Annotated in this window: 15 protein-coding genes; 7 read left to right on the forward strand and 8 right to left on the reverse strand. The window is 52.4% G+C overall.

Annotated features, from left to right (window positions below):
* Position 1: 1 nt before the first annotated feature.
* Together arnB and AAHF05_RS21105 are read right to left on the reverse strand one after the other, a co-directional pair.
* Positions 2-1,141 (reverse strand): UDP-4-amino-4-deoxy-L-arabinose aminotransferase, encoded by a 1,140-nt coding sequence (gene arnB / locus AAHF05_RS21100; RefSeq protein ID WP_028018059.1) that lies wholly within the window; start codon positions 1,139-1,141, stop codon positions 2-4.
* A 450-nt stretch (positions 1,142-1,591) separates the two neighbouring features.
* A complete protein-coding gene (locus tag AAHF05_RS21105; RefSeq protein WP_028018060.1) occupies positions 1,592-2,098 on the reverse strand; it encodes a phenolic acid decarboxylase in 507 nt (168 codons plus the stop codon).
* 99 nt (positions 2,099-2,197) lie between these two features.
* Here AAHF05_RS21105 and AAHF05_RS21110 point away from each other — a divergent pair, with 99 nt between their 5' ends.
* Together AAHF05_RS21110 and AAHF05_RS21115 are read left to right on the forward strand one after the other, a co-directional pair.
* Positions 2,198-3,079 carry a LysR family transcriptional regulator gene (locus tag AAHF05_RS21110; RefSeq protein ID WP_332617858.1) on the forward strand — a complete coding sequence of 294 codons (882 nt, stop codon included), beginning with the start codon at positions 2,198-2,200 and terminating at the stop codon, positions 3,077-3,079.
* Positions 3,080-3,111: 32 nt separating this feature from the next.
* A complete protein-coding gene (locus tag AAHF05_RS21115; RefSeq protein WP_129324618.1) occupies positions 3,112-3,906 on the forward strand; it encodes an SDR family NAD(P)-dependent oxidoreductase in 795 nt (264 codons plus the stop codon).
* 5 nt (positions 3,907-3,911) lie between these two features.
* On the opposite strand, the gene AAHF05_RS21120 is transcribed toward AAHF05_RS21115, so the two are convergent.
* Positions 3,912-4,439 (reverse strand): NlpC/P60 family protein, encoded by a 528-nt coding sequence (locus AAHF05_RS21120; RefSeq protein WP_129324578.1) that lies wholly within the window; start codon positions 4,437-4,439, stop codon positions 3,912-3,914.
* Between the two features lie 239 nt (positions 4,440-4,678).
* Here AAHF05_RS21120 and AAHF05_RS21125 point away from each other — a divergent pair, with 239 nt between their 5' ends.
* Positions 4,679-5,338, forward strand: coding sequence for an HAD family hydrolase (locus AAHF05_RS21125; protein WP_028018064.1), 660 nt, complete (start codon positions 4,679-4,681; stop codon positions 5,336-5,338).
* 44 nt (positions 5,339-5,382) lie between these two features.
* Here the strand turns inward: AAHF05_RS21125 and AAHF05_RS21130 are convergent, their stop codons facing one another.
* The 3 genes from AAHF05_RS21130 to AAHF05_RS21140 all read right to left on the reverse strand — a co-directional run bounded on the left by AAHF05_RS21130 (position 5,383) and on the right by AAHF05_RS21140 (position 8,178).
* Positions 5,383-6,408: a TerC/Alx family metal homeostasis membrane protein gene (locus AAHF05_RS21130; protein ID WP_028018065.1), complete on the reverse strand. Its 1,026-nt coding sequence runs from the start codon at positions 6,406-6,408 to the stop codon at positions 5,383-5,385.
* Positions 6,409-6,476: 68 nt separating this feature from the next.
* Positions 6,477-6,875, reverse strand: a complete 399-nt coding sequence (locus tag AAHF05_RS21135) for a potassium channel family protein (protein WP_108091141.1) — start codon at positions 6,873-6,875, stop codon at positions 6,477-6,479.
* Positions 6,876-6,984: 109 nt separating this feature from the next.
* Positions 6,985-8,178 carry an NAD(P)/FAD-dependent oxidoreductase gene (locus tag AAHF05_RS21140; protein WP_129324577.1) on the reverse strand — a complete coding sequence of 398 codons (1,194 nt, stop codon included), beginning with the start codon at positions 8,176-8,178 and terminating at the stop codon, positions 6,985-6,987.
* Between the two features lie 228 nt (positions 8,179-8,406).
* Between AAHF05_RS21140 and pitA the strand changes: the two genes are divergently transcribed.
* The 3 genes from pitA (at position 8,407) to AAHF05_RS21155 (ending at position 10,856) form a co-directional block, all read left to right on the forward strand.
* Complete coding sequence (gene pitA, locus AAHF05_RS21145; protein WP_028018333.1) at positions 8,407-9,906, forward strand: inorganic phosphate transporter PitA; 1,500 nt, start codon at positions 8,407-8,409, stop codon at positions 9,904-9,906.
* A gap of 175 nt (positions 9,907-10,081) precedes the next feature.
* Positions 10,082-10,471, forward strand: a complete 390-nt coding sequence (locus AAHF05_RS21150) for a polymorphic toxin type 44 domain-containing protein (protein WP_206737111.1) — start codon at positions 10,082-10,084, stop codon at positions 10,469-10,471.
* Entirely contained in the window at positions 10,449-10,856 is a 408-nt protein-coding gene (locus tag AAHF05_RS21155) for a hypothetical protein (protein WP_129324576.1), read from the forward strand. Before AAHF05_RS21150 ends, AAHF05_RS21155 begins: the two co-directional genes overlap by 23 nt.
* A 43-nt stretch (positions 10,857-10,899) precedes the next feature.
* Here AAHF05_RS21155 and uspB read toward each other — a convergent pair whose 3' ends face one another.
* On the reverse strand, positions 10,900-11,235 hold the full coding sequence (gene uspB / locus AAHF05_RS21160) for a universal stress protein UspB (protein WP_028018336.1): 336 nt from the start codon (positions 11,233-11,235) through the stop codon (positions 10,900-10,902).
* Positions 11,236-11,517: 282 nt separating this feature from the next.
* Here uspB and uspA point away from each other — a divergent pair, with 282 nt between their 5' ends.
* Positions 11,518-11,955 carry a universal stress protein UspA gene (gene uspA / locus AAHF05_RS21165; RefSeq protein ID WP_003861223.1) on the forward strand — a complete coding sequence of 146 codons (438 nt, stop codon included), beginning with the start codon at positions 11,518-11,520 and terminating at the stop codon, positions 11,953-11,955.
* Positions 11,956-12,052: 97 nt separating this feature from the next.
* Here uspA and rsmJ read toward each other — a convergent pair whose 3' ends face one another.
* Entirely contained in the window at positions 12,053-12,805 is a 753-nt protein-coding gene (rsmJ, locus tag AAHF05_RS21170) for a 16S rRNA (guanine(1516)-N(2))-methyltransferase RsmJ (protein ID WP_049005596.1), read from the reverse strand.
* Positions 12,806-12,812: the final 7 nt, after the last annotated feature.

A 12,812-nucleotide genomic window follows, 5' to 3' on the forward strand; every position in this document is an offset into this window, starting at 1 on the left:
ATCAATTTCCTGCAAGCTGATGGAGCGCGGTAATGACGCGGGTTGTGTCGTCATGAGTCATGTCCGGGAAAAGAGGGAGAGAACAAATACGCGCGCTATTCCATTCTGAATTCGGGAGCGATACATCAGGAAAACGCTCGCGGTAGTATTTTTGCGTATGCGCCGCGCGGAAGTGCAGGCCAGTACCGATGCCTTTCTCTTTCAGCGCTGCCATCAGGTTGTCGCGTGAAATCCCGCAGCGCGCTTCATCAACGCGAATGATAAACAGGTGCCAGGCGTGCACATGCGGCCATGACGGAATGGTGAGCGGCTGGAACGGCGTATCGGCAAGCTCCCGCAGGTAGCGTTCAGCAATTTCCTGGCGTCGTTTGTTGGCTTCTTTCAGTTTGCCCAACTGCACCAGCGCCAGCGCGGCGTTGATATCCGCCAGGTTGTATTTATAGCCCGGGGAAATCACTTCTGCCTGCGGCGCACGACCGTGCGTCTGGCGGTCATACGCGTCGACACCCAGGCCGTGGAATTTCAGGCTGCGGATCCGCGCAGCAAGTTGCGCGTTATCCGTCACCACGAGACCGCCTTCTGCACAGGTCATATTTTTAATGGCGTGGAAAGAGAAAATCGCCGTTCCCTTCCAGCCGACATGACGGTCTTTATAGTAAGTACCGGCAGCATGCGCCGCATCTTCAATCACCGGAATACCGTGGCGTTCACCAATGGCGTGGATGGCGTCGATTTCACATGGTGCGCCGGCATAATGAACGGGGATAATCGCTTTGGTACGCGGGGTGATGGCAGCTTCAACCGCTTCGGGTGTCACCATCAAGGTATCTTTGTCCACATCAATCATTACCGGCGTTGCGCCCAGTAAAACGATCATATTCAGAGTGGAGACCCAGGTCTGGGAGGGGGTAATGACTTCATCGCCCGGGCCAATATCCAGCGCCATCAGCGTGACATGCATTCCTGCTGTTGCAGAACAAACGGCAATTGCATGCTGGTTCCCGGTAAGTTGACAGAATGCCTCTTCAAGTTCCTGATTCTTAGGCCCCGTGGTGATCCAGCCCGACATCAAAACGTCCTGAAGCGCCGCAATTTCCTCAGCGCCCATCGACGGTCGCGAAAAAGGCAGAAAATCACTCATTATTAATTTCCTTGCTGTATTAAAGGCGTCATCTTTTACTGCGCTGTCGTAATGGGCAGCTCAATGGGATCATGCAAGATGGTTATTAAATAAAGACCAAATAAAATTAAGTCGCTATAACAGTTATGTCAACAAACCATCAACTGAAACAAAGTAGCGGTGTTTTCTTAGGAAAAAATTAAGACAGGCGAGAAGCAGAAGGGGGACAGCACATTAAGAATGACAAGAAGTCTTTTTACAACAGCAAGATAGCTATTATGTTAAATTTTTCACGTTTTTGTGGGAAGCCTCACAGCACTTACGACAATATTTCATTTCTTTTACATTGAGATTATAAGAAAAGTAAATGAATACTCAACCAAAATTAAAACCCCGGCGGTTTCGGCGGAAATAGACCGTCCTCCGGGAACTTTTTATTAATATGAATTGTCGCGGAATCAACTGTCGCGCTTAGTTAAGATTAGCAGGAAAATCATTTGGTAATTCACTGGCTGCGCAGGCAATAACGCTTTCATTATCCGCACCGCAATCGCGTACAAAGGTGATCGTAGCAAACTCATCAATCACTTCAGTTGGATAGGCCGGACCTGCATCGCGATAGCTATTCATAAGAGGAATATGATCGTTCTGGAAGCAGACGGTTTTTTCCGGATTGTTCATGACCCAGCGCGGGAAGAAGATGGTGCCGTGAAACAGTTTATCGCCCAGGTTTACAATCAGGCTCACATCCGTCCCGGTTGGCTCTGTCCAGGAAATTTTATAGATACTCTCCCCTACCCGTACGATATAGGCCTGCTGATCTTTTACCCAACGGTTTGCCACAAGACCGCTATGAATACGGTAATCAAGGGTGGTCTCATTTTTTACGTAAATCTCGTAGTTCCAGCCATTGTCATAGGTATAAACAAGGTGTTTGCCAACGAAGCCGCTTAAGTCGTGTTTGTCGAAGGTGTTCATAAGATGTCTCCTTTGTTTTGATGAGACGATCGTACCCCTTCAAAAAATGGATGAATAACGCTATGTTTTAATCAAACTCATCCAAAATTTAGATATGTCATGCACAAGACGACGCTGGAACAATGGTCTTTACTGGTGAAAGTGGTTGAGGCCGGTAGCTTTGCCAAAGCAGCGGAAGAAACCCATCGCAGCCAGTCCTCCGTCAGCTATAACCTGGCGTTGTTGCAGGAGAGGCTGGGCGTGGCGCTGCTGGCGCCGGAAGGACGACGAGCGGTGCTAACCCCAGCCGGAGAACTTCTTCTCAACCAGGTGAAACCGTTGCTGAAAGCGTTTTCGTATGTTGAGACGCGCGCAGGTACCCTTCGCAACGGGATGCGCACACGGTTGGATCTGGTCGTAGACACGGTTTTCCCGCGTCGCCGCCTGTTCGCCATTCTGCGTCAGTTCCAGCAGCAGTATCCACAAACCCACGTACGCCTCACCGAAGTGCTTGAAACGTCCCGTGCCGATGCCATAAATGACGAAGCCGATATCATGGTTCTGACGCGCCGCCAGGACATGACAGGGCTCGGCGAATGGCTGATGAATATCGACTTTGTCGCCGTGGCGCATCATCAGCATCCCCTTTTCACCCTCGACGTACCGCTTAACGATGACATGCTGCGCCCGTGGCCGCTCATCCAGATTGCGGACAACCAGACTACCGCACGCGCTGCCGGCGAGTCGTGGACGTTTTCCACCATTGATGCCGCCATTGAAGCCGTTGTCTCTCAGGTTGGCTACGGCTGGCTGCCAGAAGAACGCATCCAGACCCAGCTGGATCAAGGTGTACTGAAACGTCTGCCGCTGAGCCACGGCGCGCGCAGAGCAACGCCGCTTCACCTGATTGTTAAACGCTCCCTCACCCCGCTTGATGAGCAGGTTGAGACGCTGGTGCGCCTTTTTAGCCATGAGCCATCATCACCACCTGCTACGCTTTAAGGTCCGAACGTTAAAACGATAAGGAGTGGATGATGAAAATCGACTTTGCGGGGAAAGTGGCGCTGGTGACCGCCTCAACCGGCGGGATCGGGTTCGCTATTGCCAGAGGTCTGGCGGAAAGTGGTGCGGAAGTAATCGTCAATGGCCGCAGCACGGAATCGGTGAATAAAGGTATTCAACAGCTTCAGCAGGTAGTGCCAGGCGTGCAGGTGCGTGCCGCGATCGCCGATCTCAGTACGGCAGAAGGGGTCGAGTCGCTTGTGAAGGTCGCGGGCCACGTTGATATCCTGGTTAACAACGCTGGAATTTACGGACCGCAGGATTTCTATGCCACCGACGATGACACCTGGGAGCGTTACTGGCAGACCAACGTGATGTCCGGCGTACGCCTCTCCCGCGCCTTGCTGCCGGGCATGGTGCAGAAAGGCTGGGGACGCGTGGTGTTTATTTCCTCCGAGTCGGCCTGCAATATCCCGGCGGATATGATCCACTACGGCGTGACCAAAACGGCGCAGCTTTCGCTCGCACGCGGCCTGGCGAAGTTCGTGGCGGGAAGTGGTGTGACGGTCAACAGCGTGTTGCCAGGACCGACGATGTCTGATGGTTTCGCCGAAATGATGAAGGATGAAATCGAAAAAACCGGTAAGTCGCTGGAACAGCTGGCGAAAGAGTTTGTGATGGCCAACCGTCCCAGCTCGGTTATCCAGCGCGCGGCCACGGTTGAAGAGGTGGCCAATATGGTGATTTATGTCTGTTCGACCCAGGCCTCCGCCACCTCGGGCGCGGCATTGCGCGTCGATGGCGGCGTCGTGGATGACATCATTTGATATCGTCAGGCTGCACTGCCCGCGACCCGACGGGCAGTAATGTAGTGCTCTTGCCAGTAGTCGTCCGTCAGGGTTGAGACCGTTACCCCCTGGCTACTTGAAGCATGAATAAACTGGCTATTGCCAATATAAACGCCTACGTGCTTGCGGTTCGGTCCCGTCTGGAAGAACACCAGGTCTCCTGCCTTCAGGCGATATTGCGCCACCTGCACGCCGCGATGGATCTGTTCGCTCGTCGTGCGCAGTAAATTAAGGTGTACCGCATCGCTGAACAGATGTTGCATCAGTGCCGAGCAATCCACCCCGCGATGCGTGGTTCCGCCCCACTGATACTGGGTCCCCTTCCATTTCTGGTATTGATCGAGGATGCGCGAGCGTAGCGGGCCTGTTTCGTGGTGAAACAGAGCCGATTTCGCTGGCGATACTGCAAATGCGCTGTTCATCGAGATCATGGATGCAGGCAGCTCAAAACTGAATGCGGAAAATGAAGCAAAACTTAACGTGAGGATTGAAATAAGCGATCTGAACGTCATATCAAAAAAGGATCTGAGAGTGAATTATTCCTTACCTGTGGGGGCCAATGTTCCCCCGAAAAATCTTTCAATGCGGCGATAATATAGACAGGGTATTTTTTAACCAATCTTTATCGAGGCCAAAAATGGACTCACTTTCAGATCGCAAGATCGATAAAAAAATGGTTGTGATGTAAGGACTGTCCAGGTAAAGCAGGTAAACTAATCAACAGAATGTGTATTTCAGCTAAGACGTATTTATGACCAATATGATTGCCGACGAGACGGTGGCAAAATCCAACGTGCTCTCTGTCTTTGACTTTGATGGAACATTAACGCACCACGACAGCTTTATCCCTTTCCTGCGTTTTGCCTTTGGTAAACGTTACTTCGCGGGCCGCCTGGTGCGTATGGCGCTGCCAACGCTCCACTGCGTGCGCCGCAAGCTGACGCGCGATGAGCTGAAAGAAGTGCTGATTAAAACGTTCCTGACAGGCGTGGATGAACACTGGTTACGCCAGCAGGCGGAAGCCTTTTGCGAAAAGTACTGGGATAAGCTGATGCGTCCGGCTGGCGTGCTGGCCGTTGCTGCAGAGGTGAACTCCGGCGCGGAAGTGACAATCTGTTCCGCTTCTCCTGCCCTGGTGCTACAGCCGTGGGCTGACAAACTCGGCATTAAGCTGATTGGCACACAGCTGGAAGTGAAAAACGGTAAACTGACAGGACGTATCACGGGCAATAACTGCCGCTGTGCTCAGAAAGTGGCAAGGCTGGAAAAGGTGTATGGCGATCTCAACGCGTATCACCTGCGCGCCTGGGGAGACACTCGCGGCGATCACGAACTGCTGGCAGCCGCGCAGGATCCACACTGGCGGCATTTCCATCACCCGCGTAAGCGTCGGAATTCACCGATTAAATAGCCTTTTCACCCTCACCCCACGGGGCGAGGGTGAAAAGCGGTGCATCAGGCCTCACGTTTTCCAGGAAACATCACACTCGCAATAATGCCTAGCGCCAGCACGCCTAATACCACAAACAGGCTGGCCGTCGCGCCAATGCTGTAACCATGATGCCAGAAGTGGTCGGTTGCATTCAGACCCAGCTTGAAGGCCACGAAGAACAGTAACAACACCACGGCTTTCTCAAGGTGCACCAGATACTGTTTCAGCGCTTCCAGTACGAAATAGAGCGTACGCAGGCCGAGAATGGCGAACATCATGGCGCTATAGATAATCAGCGGTTCGCGACTCACGGCAATAATCGCCGGGACCGAGTCAAACGCGAACATCACGTCAGAAAGCTCCACAACCGCCACGCAGAGCAGCAGTGGTGTTGCGTAGCGCTTCGCCTTCTTCACGCGTCCAACCATCACGTCCTGGTTTTCCGGTTTTTCAAGCTCAGCATCGACCTCTTTCTGGGTCAGAATAAAGGCATTGCTGCTGATTTTCGGCCAGACAGGATAGAAACGTTTCACCAGGCGATAAGCGAGATGACCAGAGTAATCTTCCACTTCGTCACTCTCTTCATTGCGTTTGAGCATCATCACCGCTGTCCAGCCAACGACCAGCGCGAAAATCACTTCGACGTAAGGCCCCAGACTGAGCAGGCTTGTCCCAATAGCCACGAAGATGCCACGGAATACAATCGCGCCGAGCACGCCCCAGTAAAGTACGCGGTGACGATACTTATCCGGCACACCAAACCAGGCAAAAATGGCCATCATTACAAACAGGTTATCGACAGAAAGCACCTCTTCAAGCGCGTAACCCGTGAGGAACAGACTTGCCATCTCGGCGCCGTGGTGAACATACAGGAATCCGGCGAACGCCATTGCCATCATGACCCAGAACAGGGACCACATGGCGGCACTTTTGAGCGAGATCGGTTTATCGTGACGGTGCATAAAGAGGTCGATAAACATCGCCCCTACGGCCATCACAACAAAGACAACAACGGTTTCCGTCGGGAAACCGAGATGAGCAGCAGACATACACAACACCATACAAACTGACATAAGCCAGTAACAGAAAAAGATCGTTACTTTAGCACACCCGTCGTTCAGGCGCTCATGCCACGCAAACGCTGCAGTACCGCCACCAGAACCGCCACAGACCAGCCCACCATTAGCGCGCCCACGAGCCCTTCCACACCGCCGATGAGCCGCCAATTCTCGGGTAACGTGACGTCGCCGTACCCGACAGTGGCATAACTGACCAGTGAAAAGTAGAAACTGGTGTTCCAGTCATTAAATGCATCAATGACGAAATAAAACGCCGCAAATAGCCCGGCTTCAAGAAGATGGGCGAAAATCATGGAGATAACGATGCCGACATTACGTAAAACAATACGTACCGCAGAATCGACTTCTAATTTAATGAATTTTAAAACGCCAAACATCCACAGTGAATGGATCACCACGGTTAGGGTAAGCAAAATAATAATACTGAGTAGTTGCATGACGTGTGCTCTGACCAAAAAGAGTATGGCCCCGCGAACGCAGCGGGGCATCTGGTCGAAGCTTAGTTGAATGGAGAGAAAAAGTTGGTGCAATAATTGCGGGGCGTGATTATTTCTCTGCCAGCGCCTGAGCACATGCCCAGGCACTTGCCCATGCCCACTGGAAGTTGTACCCGCCAAGCCAGCCTGTGACGTCCATCACTTCGCCAATAAAATAGAGCCCCGGCACGTTGCGCGCTTCCATGGAGCGGGAAGAGAGTTCATTCGTGTCGACCCCGCCCAGCGTGACTTCTGCGGTGCGGTAGCCTTCCGTGCCGTTTGGCTGCACGCGCCAGTTTGTCAGCGTCTCCACCAGCGTCTCCTGCTCGCGGCTGTTAAGCTGCTTGAGCGAAACATCCGGGATCTGCCCCAGCACCTGCAAACATTCCACCAGACGCTTCGGCAGCTGCATTGCCAGGGTATTTTTCAGGCTCTGATTCGGGTGTGCCGCACGCTGCTCGTTGAGGAAGGCATCCAGATCGCAATCGGGAAGCAGGTTAACCGTGACAAACTCCCCCGGCAGCCAGTAGCTGGAGATCTGCAGTACCGCCGGTCCGGAGAGGCCGCGGTGAGTGAAGAGCAGGTTTTCGCGGAACACCGTACCGTCTTCAGCGGTAATCACTGACGGAACAGATACCCCGGAGAGCGTCTGGAGCTGTTCCAGCAGTGGTTTATGCAGCGTAAACGGCACCAGGCCCGCACGCGTTGGCAGCACCTTCAGGCCGAACTGCTCGGCAATCTTGTAGCCAAACGGCGAGGCGCCCAGTCCCGGCATCGAAAGACCGCCGCTGGCGATCACCAGGCTGTCGGTGCTGACGGTTTCACCGTTGAGTTGCAGCGTGTAACCTTGCTCATCACGCGCAACGTCCAGCACTTCCGTGCGCAGGCGCATCGTTACACCGCCCTTCTCGCACTCGGCCACCAGCATATCGACAATCTGCTGCGCGGAATCGTCGCAGAACAGCTGACCCAACGTCTTCTCATGCCACGCAATACCGTGTTTACCCACGAGGTCGATAAAGTCCCACTGGGTGTAACGCGCCAGCGCAGATTTGCAAAAATGACGGTTTTGGCTCAAATAGGCCGCGGGTTCAACATACAGATTAGTAAAGTTGCAGCGCCCACCGCCAGACATCAGGATCTTACGGCCTGGTTTTTTACCGTTATCCAGTAACAGCACGCGACGACCCGCTTGTCCGGCCATCGCCGCACAAAACATACCCGCCGCACCGGCGCCAATGACCACGGCATCAAACCTTTCCACGTCAAAACCCTCTTTGTTCACTGCCGCGGATTGTAAAGTTTCCTCTGTGGTCACACCAGCGTAAAAAGATATTACAAAGCCATTTCATTGAAATTTAAAGAATATCCTTTCAGGCACTTTTCCCAAATCAGGTGGTATGTCAAAAAAAGTCTATATTTCACTTTGCCCGCCGTGCATTTGTCCTGGATAATGCGCCGCGTTCATGTCCTCAAAATGGCGTAACGTCCTATGCTACATTTGTTTGCCGGCCTGGATTTACATACCGGGCTTTTATTATTGCTTGCTCTGGTTTTTGTACTGTTTTACGAAGCGATCAACGGCTTCCACGACACTGCAAACGCAGTAGCAACGGTTATTTACACTCGCGCAATGCGATCGCAACTGGCGGTTGTTATGGCGGCGGTATTTAACTTTTTTGGTGTCCTCCTGGGCGGACTGAGCGTTGCGTATGCCATTGTGCATATGTTGCCAACGGATCTGCTGCTTAACGTAAGTTCTGGCCATGGCCTCGCTATGGTGTTCTCAATGCTGCTTGCTGCAATTATCTGGAACCTCGGTACCTGGTATTTCGGCCTGCCTGCATCCAGTTCTCACACTCTCATCGGCGCGATTATCGGTATCGGGTTAACTAACGCCCTGATGACCGGTACATCGGTTGTTGATGCGTTAAACATCCCGAAAGTGCTGGGGATTTTTGCCTCGCTTATCGTCTCCCCAATTGTGGGTCTGGTGGTTGCAGGTGGATTAATTTTCATCCTGCGTCGTTACTGGAGCAACACGAAAAAGCGCTCCCGTATTCACCTGACTCCGGCAGAACGTGAGAAGAAAGACGGTAAGAAAAAACCGCCATTCTGGACACGTATCGCTCTGATCATTTCTGCAATCGGCGTGGCTTTCTCACACGGTGCGAACGATGGTCAGAAAGGCATTGGTCTGGTGATGTTGGTTCTGATTGGCGTTGCGCCAGCAGGTTTCGTGGTTAACATGAATGCCTCCGGATACGAAATCACCCGTACCCGTGATGCGGTGAATAACGTCGAGATCTATTTCCAGCAGCATCCTGATCTTCTCAAGAAAGCGACCGGCGTTGACCAGTTGATTCCTTCTCCGGAAGCAGGCGCTACCACCGTACCAGGCGAGTTCCACTGCCATCCGGCAAACGCGATTAACGCGCTGGAACGTGCGAAAGGCATGCTGGGCACTATCGAGAGTTATGACAAACTGACCGTTGAACAGCGTGGTCAGCTGCGTCGCATTATGCTGTGCATCTCTGATGTGACGGATAAAGTGGCGAAGCTACCTGACGTGAATGCTGATGACCAGCGTCTTCTGAAGAAACTGAAAGGCGATATGCTCAACACCATCGAGTACGCGCCAATCTGGATCATCATGGCGGTCGCGCTGGCGCTCGGTATCGGTACGATGATTGGCTGGCGTCGTGTGGCGACCACCATCGGCGAGAAGATCGGTAAGAAAGGCATGACCTATGCGCAGGGTATGTCCGCGCAGATGACGGCGGCCGTGTCTATCGGTCTGGCGAGCTATACCGGTATGCCAGTGTCTACCACTCACGTACTTTCTTCATCGGTGGCAGGTACCATGATTGTTGACGGTGGCGGTCTGCAGCGCAAAACCGTGACCAACATTCTGATGGCCTGGGTATTCACCCTTCCGGCCTCTATCCTGTTGTCTGGTGGCCTGTACTGGATTTCGCTGAAGCTGATTTAATCAGTTGAAGGCGACAAAAAAGCGGGTCAGGAAACTGACCCGCTTTTTTTATGCGTAGATAACTGTCTTGAAAGGTTTGAAAACCATAAGGATTTCCTGAACATTTTTTGCTCAAACCAATTGCAAAGATAAAACTATGATAGCGGTCAGAAAAAAACCAGACAAAGGAGAATGTATGGCTTCTGTCCCTATTCCAGGTCCCGGCTCAATTGTTATAGTGAACAACATGCGTGAAGCACGTCTGCACGGTATGTCGCGTAATATGGCCACCCCCTCAACGTATTATTGGTTCTACCAAAAAGTTCGAAATGGCGGTCCCTGGGATTATAAAAAATTCGATCCCTATTTTGCTGCATTTGGTAATTTCAACTTCGGAGCCGCTGGCACTGCGGCGGGTATCCCTGCAAACATCCTTCTTATGGGAGCTGGCTGGGCTCAAGGCCGTGCAGGCACCTCAAAACCTGAATGGGGACAATGGTACGAAAAGCCGCCTTACGGAGACGACCCAACCGACCAACGCAATATCAGAGAAGGAATAGACTATGCCATTCAAAACGGCTATTAAATGGATTCATCGCCTTGTTACCGTTTCGCTTCTGGCGCTGGTCATTGGTTTTCTCTGGCTAAACCACCAGCCCAGTCAGCAAAAGAGCGATGAGCTACAGCGCGTTTATAAATTATCTGATAGCGTCTGGCTCTATATGACAGTGAACAATCAGGGTGGCGCAACCGTGCCAACAATCTACCGTTACTACCTCTCGGGGGAAATATCAGGGAATGATGCTGACGTTATCCATCAGCTTGCTATGAAGCATCCTGTTATTGAAGGTACAGGCACGATTACCACTGCCAGTATGGATACAAACGGGGAAGTGAAAATTACCTATAGCGGGAAAGTTATCTCAATTCAGGACAATATCTCAAATCTCCGGTTCTCAGTTACGCCCTGAACCAGATGAAATCAGGCGGGGCTTACCCCGCCTGCTGTGAAGCTCAATGCCAAATCATCAATGCAACCATACTGACCACGACCAGACCACATAAGGCGCTGGTCAAAATGAACTGACGACGCAGGCGCTCGCAACGACGGATAAACTCTTCATCGTGATGATCGCGGTAGCGCTGGTAGTAGATGTATCCCACCAGACGCATCTGTTTGCTGGGCTGTCCATGCGAGGTGAAGAAACCTCCACCGTCCACATACTGATAAAGCAACGGATCGCAACCACGAAGTACCACCAACAGCGCACGTAACGATGAGAAGTAGCGCGCCATATTCACTATGCAAACCACACATAGCGCCCAAAACAATGCGACGGTGCTAATCATACATCCTCCCCGGCGTCCGCCCACGAAGCAAGGCTTCTGAGCTACCGCACCCCAATGCCCTGACAGACAGTTCAGTGAAAGAATGACCAAAATCGATCCGGTTCGCATTTTAAAATCCGAACGGCTCATTAAATAGTGTAGGAGATCCGTTAATTTTTTTGCCACAAGGTTAATCGTTATCAACACCAAAGCTTGAAAAATATGTTTAACTGGGCCGTAATAAAGTATCAGACGGCGGCATTCTCGTATTAGTCATCGATAACTTAAGGAAGGAGTAACACTATGGCTTACAAACACATTCTCATCGCGGTAGACCTCTCCCCGGAGAGCAAAGTACTGGTTGATAAAGCAGTATCCATGGCACGTCCCTACAACGCGAAAGTATCTCTGATTCACGTTGATGTGAATTACTCCGACCTCTATACCGGTCTGATCGACGTCAATCTCGGCGATATGCAGAAACGCATCTCCGAAGAGACTCACCATGCTCTGAGCGAACTGTCGACTAACGCAGGTTATCCGATCACCGAAACCTTAAGCGGTAGCGGCGACCTGGGCCAGGTGCTGGTCGATGCAATTAAGAAATACGATATGGATCTGGTGGTATGCGGTCACCATCAGGACTTCTGGAGCAAGCTGATGTCTTCAGCGCGCCAGCTGATTAACACCGTTCACGTGGATATGCTGATTGTTCCACTGCGTGACGAAGAAGACGAGTAAGTGCGTTAAATTCCCCTCAGCCTAACCCTCTCCCACAGGGAGAGGGAATAGATCGAGGACGTAGGCCGGGTAAGGCGAAGCCGCCACCCGGCTTTTTTTATTCCGGCGTACCGGCATAAATATCAAACCGGTGCCCTTTGGTGGTCACCGCATTGGTCGTCGCAACGTCCGCAAGCGGCGGCGCATAGTCCGGGCGTTTCACTACCACACGCTTCGTCGCTAACTGGCGAGCAGGCCCCAGCAAACCATCTGCATCCAGGTCCGGTCCCACCAGCGACTGAAACACACGCATCTCTTTCTTCACCAGCGCACTTTTCTGCTTATGCGGGAACATCGGATCAAGATAGACCACCTGCGGGCGCGGGGTAATATCGGTCAGCGCCGTCAGGCTGGAGGCGTGGATCAGCTGCAAACGCTCCTGCAACCACGGGCCGATTTCCGGATCTGCATAGCCACGCACCAGACCGTCGTCGAGCAGTGCGGCCACCACAGGATTCCGTTCCAGCATCCGCACATGACAACCCACGGATGCCAGCACAAACGCATCACGCCCTAACCCCGCCGTGGCATCCACCACATCCGGCAGATAGCTTCCCTTGATGCCGACCGCTTTAGCAACCGCTTCACCACGACCGCCACCAAACTTACGTCGGTGTGCCATTGCACCGCCAACAAAGTCGACAAAAATACCGCCGAGTTTTGGTTCGTCGCGCTTACGTAATTCGAGATGCTCTGGCGTCATCACCAGCGCCATCAGGTTTTCATCATCATGCTCCAGCCCCCAGCGGGCGGCCAGAACAGATAAGGCGCCGTCTCCGGCGCCTGTTTCATCGACTAAGCAGATCTTCACGTAGCAA

It is taken from the genome of Enterobacter adelaidei (assembly GCF_041937165.1).
GTDB classification, from domain to species: domain Bacteria; phylum Pseudomonadota; class Gammaproteobacteria; order Enterobacterales; family Enterobacteriaceae; genus Enterobacter; species Enterobacter adelaidei.

What these genes read in the sequence shown, in the direction of transcription:
- arnB (WP_028018059.1), bottom strand. Translation starts at nt 1,141, where the DNA reads ATGAGTGATTTTCTGCCTTTTTCGCGACCGTCGATGGGCGCTGAGGAA.
- AAHF05_RS21105 (WP_028018060.1), bottom strand. Translation starts at nt 2,098, where the DNA reads ATGAACACCTTCGACAAACACGACTTAAGCGGCTTCGTTGGCAAACAC.
- AAHF05_RS21110 (WP_332617858.1), top strand. Translation starts at nt 2,198, where the DNA reads ATGCACAAGACGACGCTGGAACAATGGTCTTTACTGGTGAAAGTGGTT.
- AAHF05_RS21115 (WP_129324618.1), top strand. Translation starts at nt 3,112, where the DNA reads ATGAAAATCGACTTTGCGGGGAAAGTGGCGCTGGTGACCGCCTCAACC.
- AAHF05_RS21120 (WP_129324578.1), bottom strand. Translation starts at nt 4,439, where the DNA reads ATGACGTTCAGATCGCTTATTTCAATCCTCACGTTAAGTTTTGCTTCA.
- AAHF05_RS21125 (WP_028018064.1), top strand. Translation starts at nt 4,679, where the DNA reads ATGACCAATATGATTGCCGACGAGACGGTGGCAAAATCCAACGTGCTC.
- AAHF05_RS21130 (WP_028018065.1), bottom strand. Translation starts at nt 6,408, where the DNA reads ATGTCTGCTGCTCATCTCGGTTTCCCGACGGAAACCGTTGTTGTCTTT.
- AAHF05_RS21135 (WP_108091141.1), bottom strand. Translation starts at nt 6,875, where the DNA reads ATGCAACTACTCAGTATTATTATTTTGCTTACCCTAACCGTGGTGATC.
- pitA (WP_028018333.1), top strand. Translation starts at nt 8,407, where the DNA reads ATGCTACATTTGTTTGCCGGCCTGGATTTACATACCGGGCTTTTATTA.
- AAHF05_RS21150 (WP_206737111.1), top strand. Translation starts at nt 10,082, where the DNA reads ATGGCTTCTGTCCCTATTCCAGGTCCCGGCTCAATTGTTATAGTGAAC.
- AAHF05_RS21155 (WP_129324576.1), top strand. Translation starts at nt 10,449, where the DNA reads ATGCCATTCAAAACGGCTATTAAATGGATTCATCGCCTTGTTACCGTT.
- uspB (WP_028018336.1), bottom strand. Translation starts at nt 11,235, where the DNA reads ATGATTAGCACCGTCGCATTGTTTTGGGCGCTATGTGTGGTTTGCATA.
- uspA (WP_003861223.1), top strand. Translation starts at nt 11,518, where the DNA reads ATGGCTTACAAACACATTCTCATCGCGGTAGACCTCTCCCCGGAGAGC.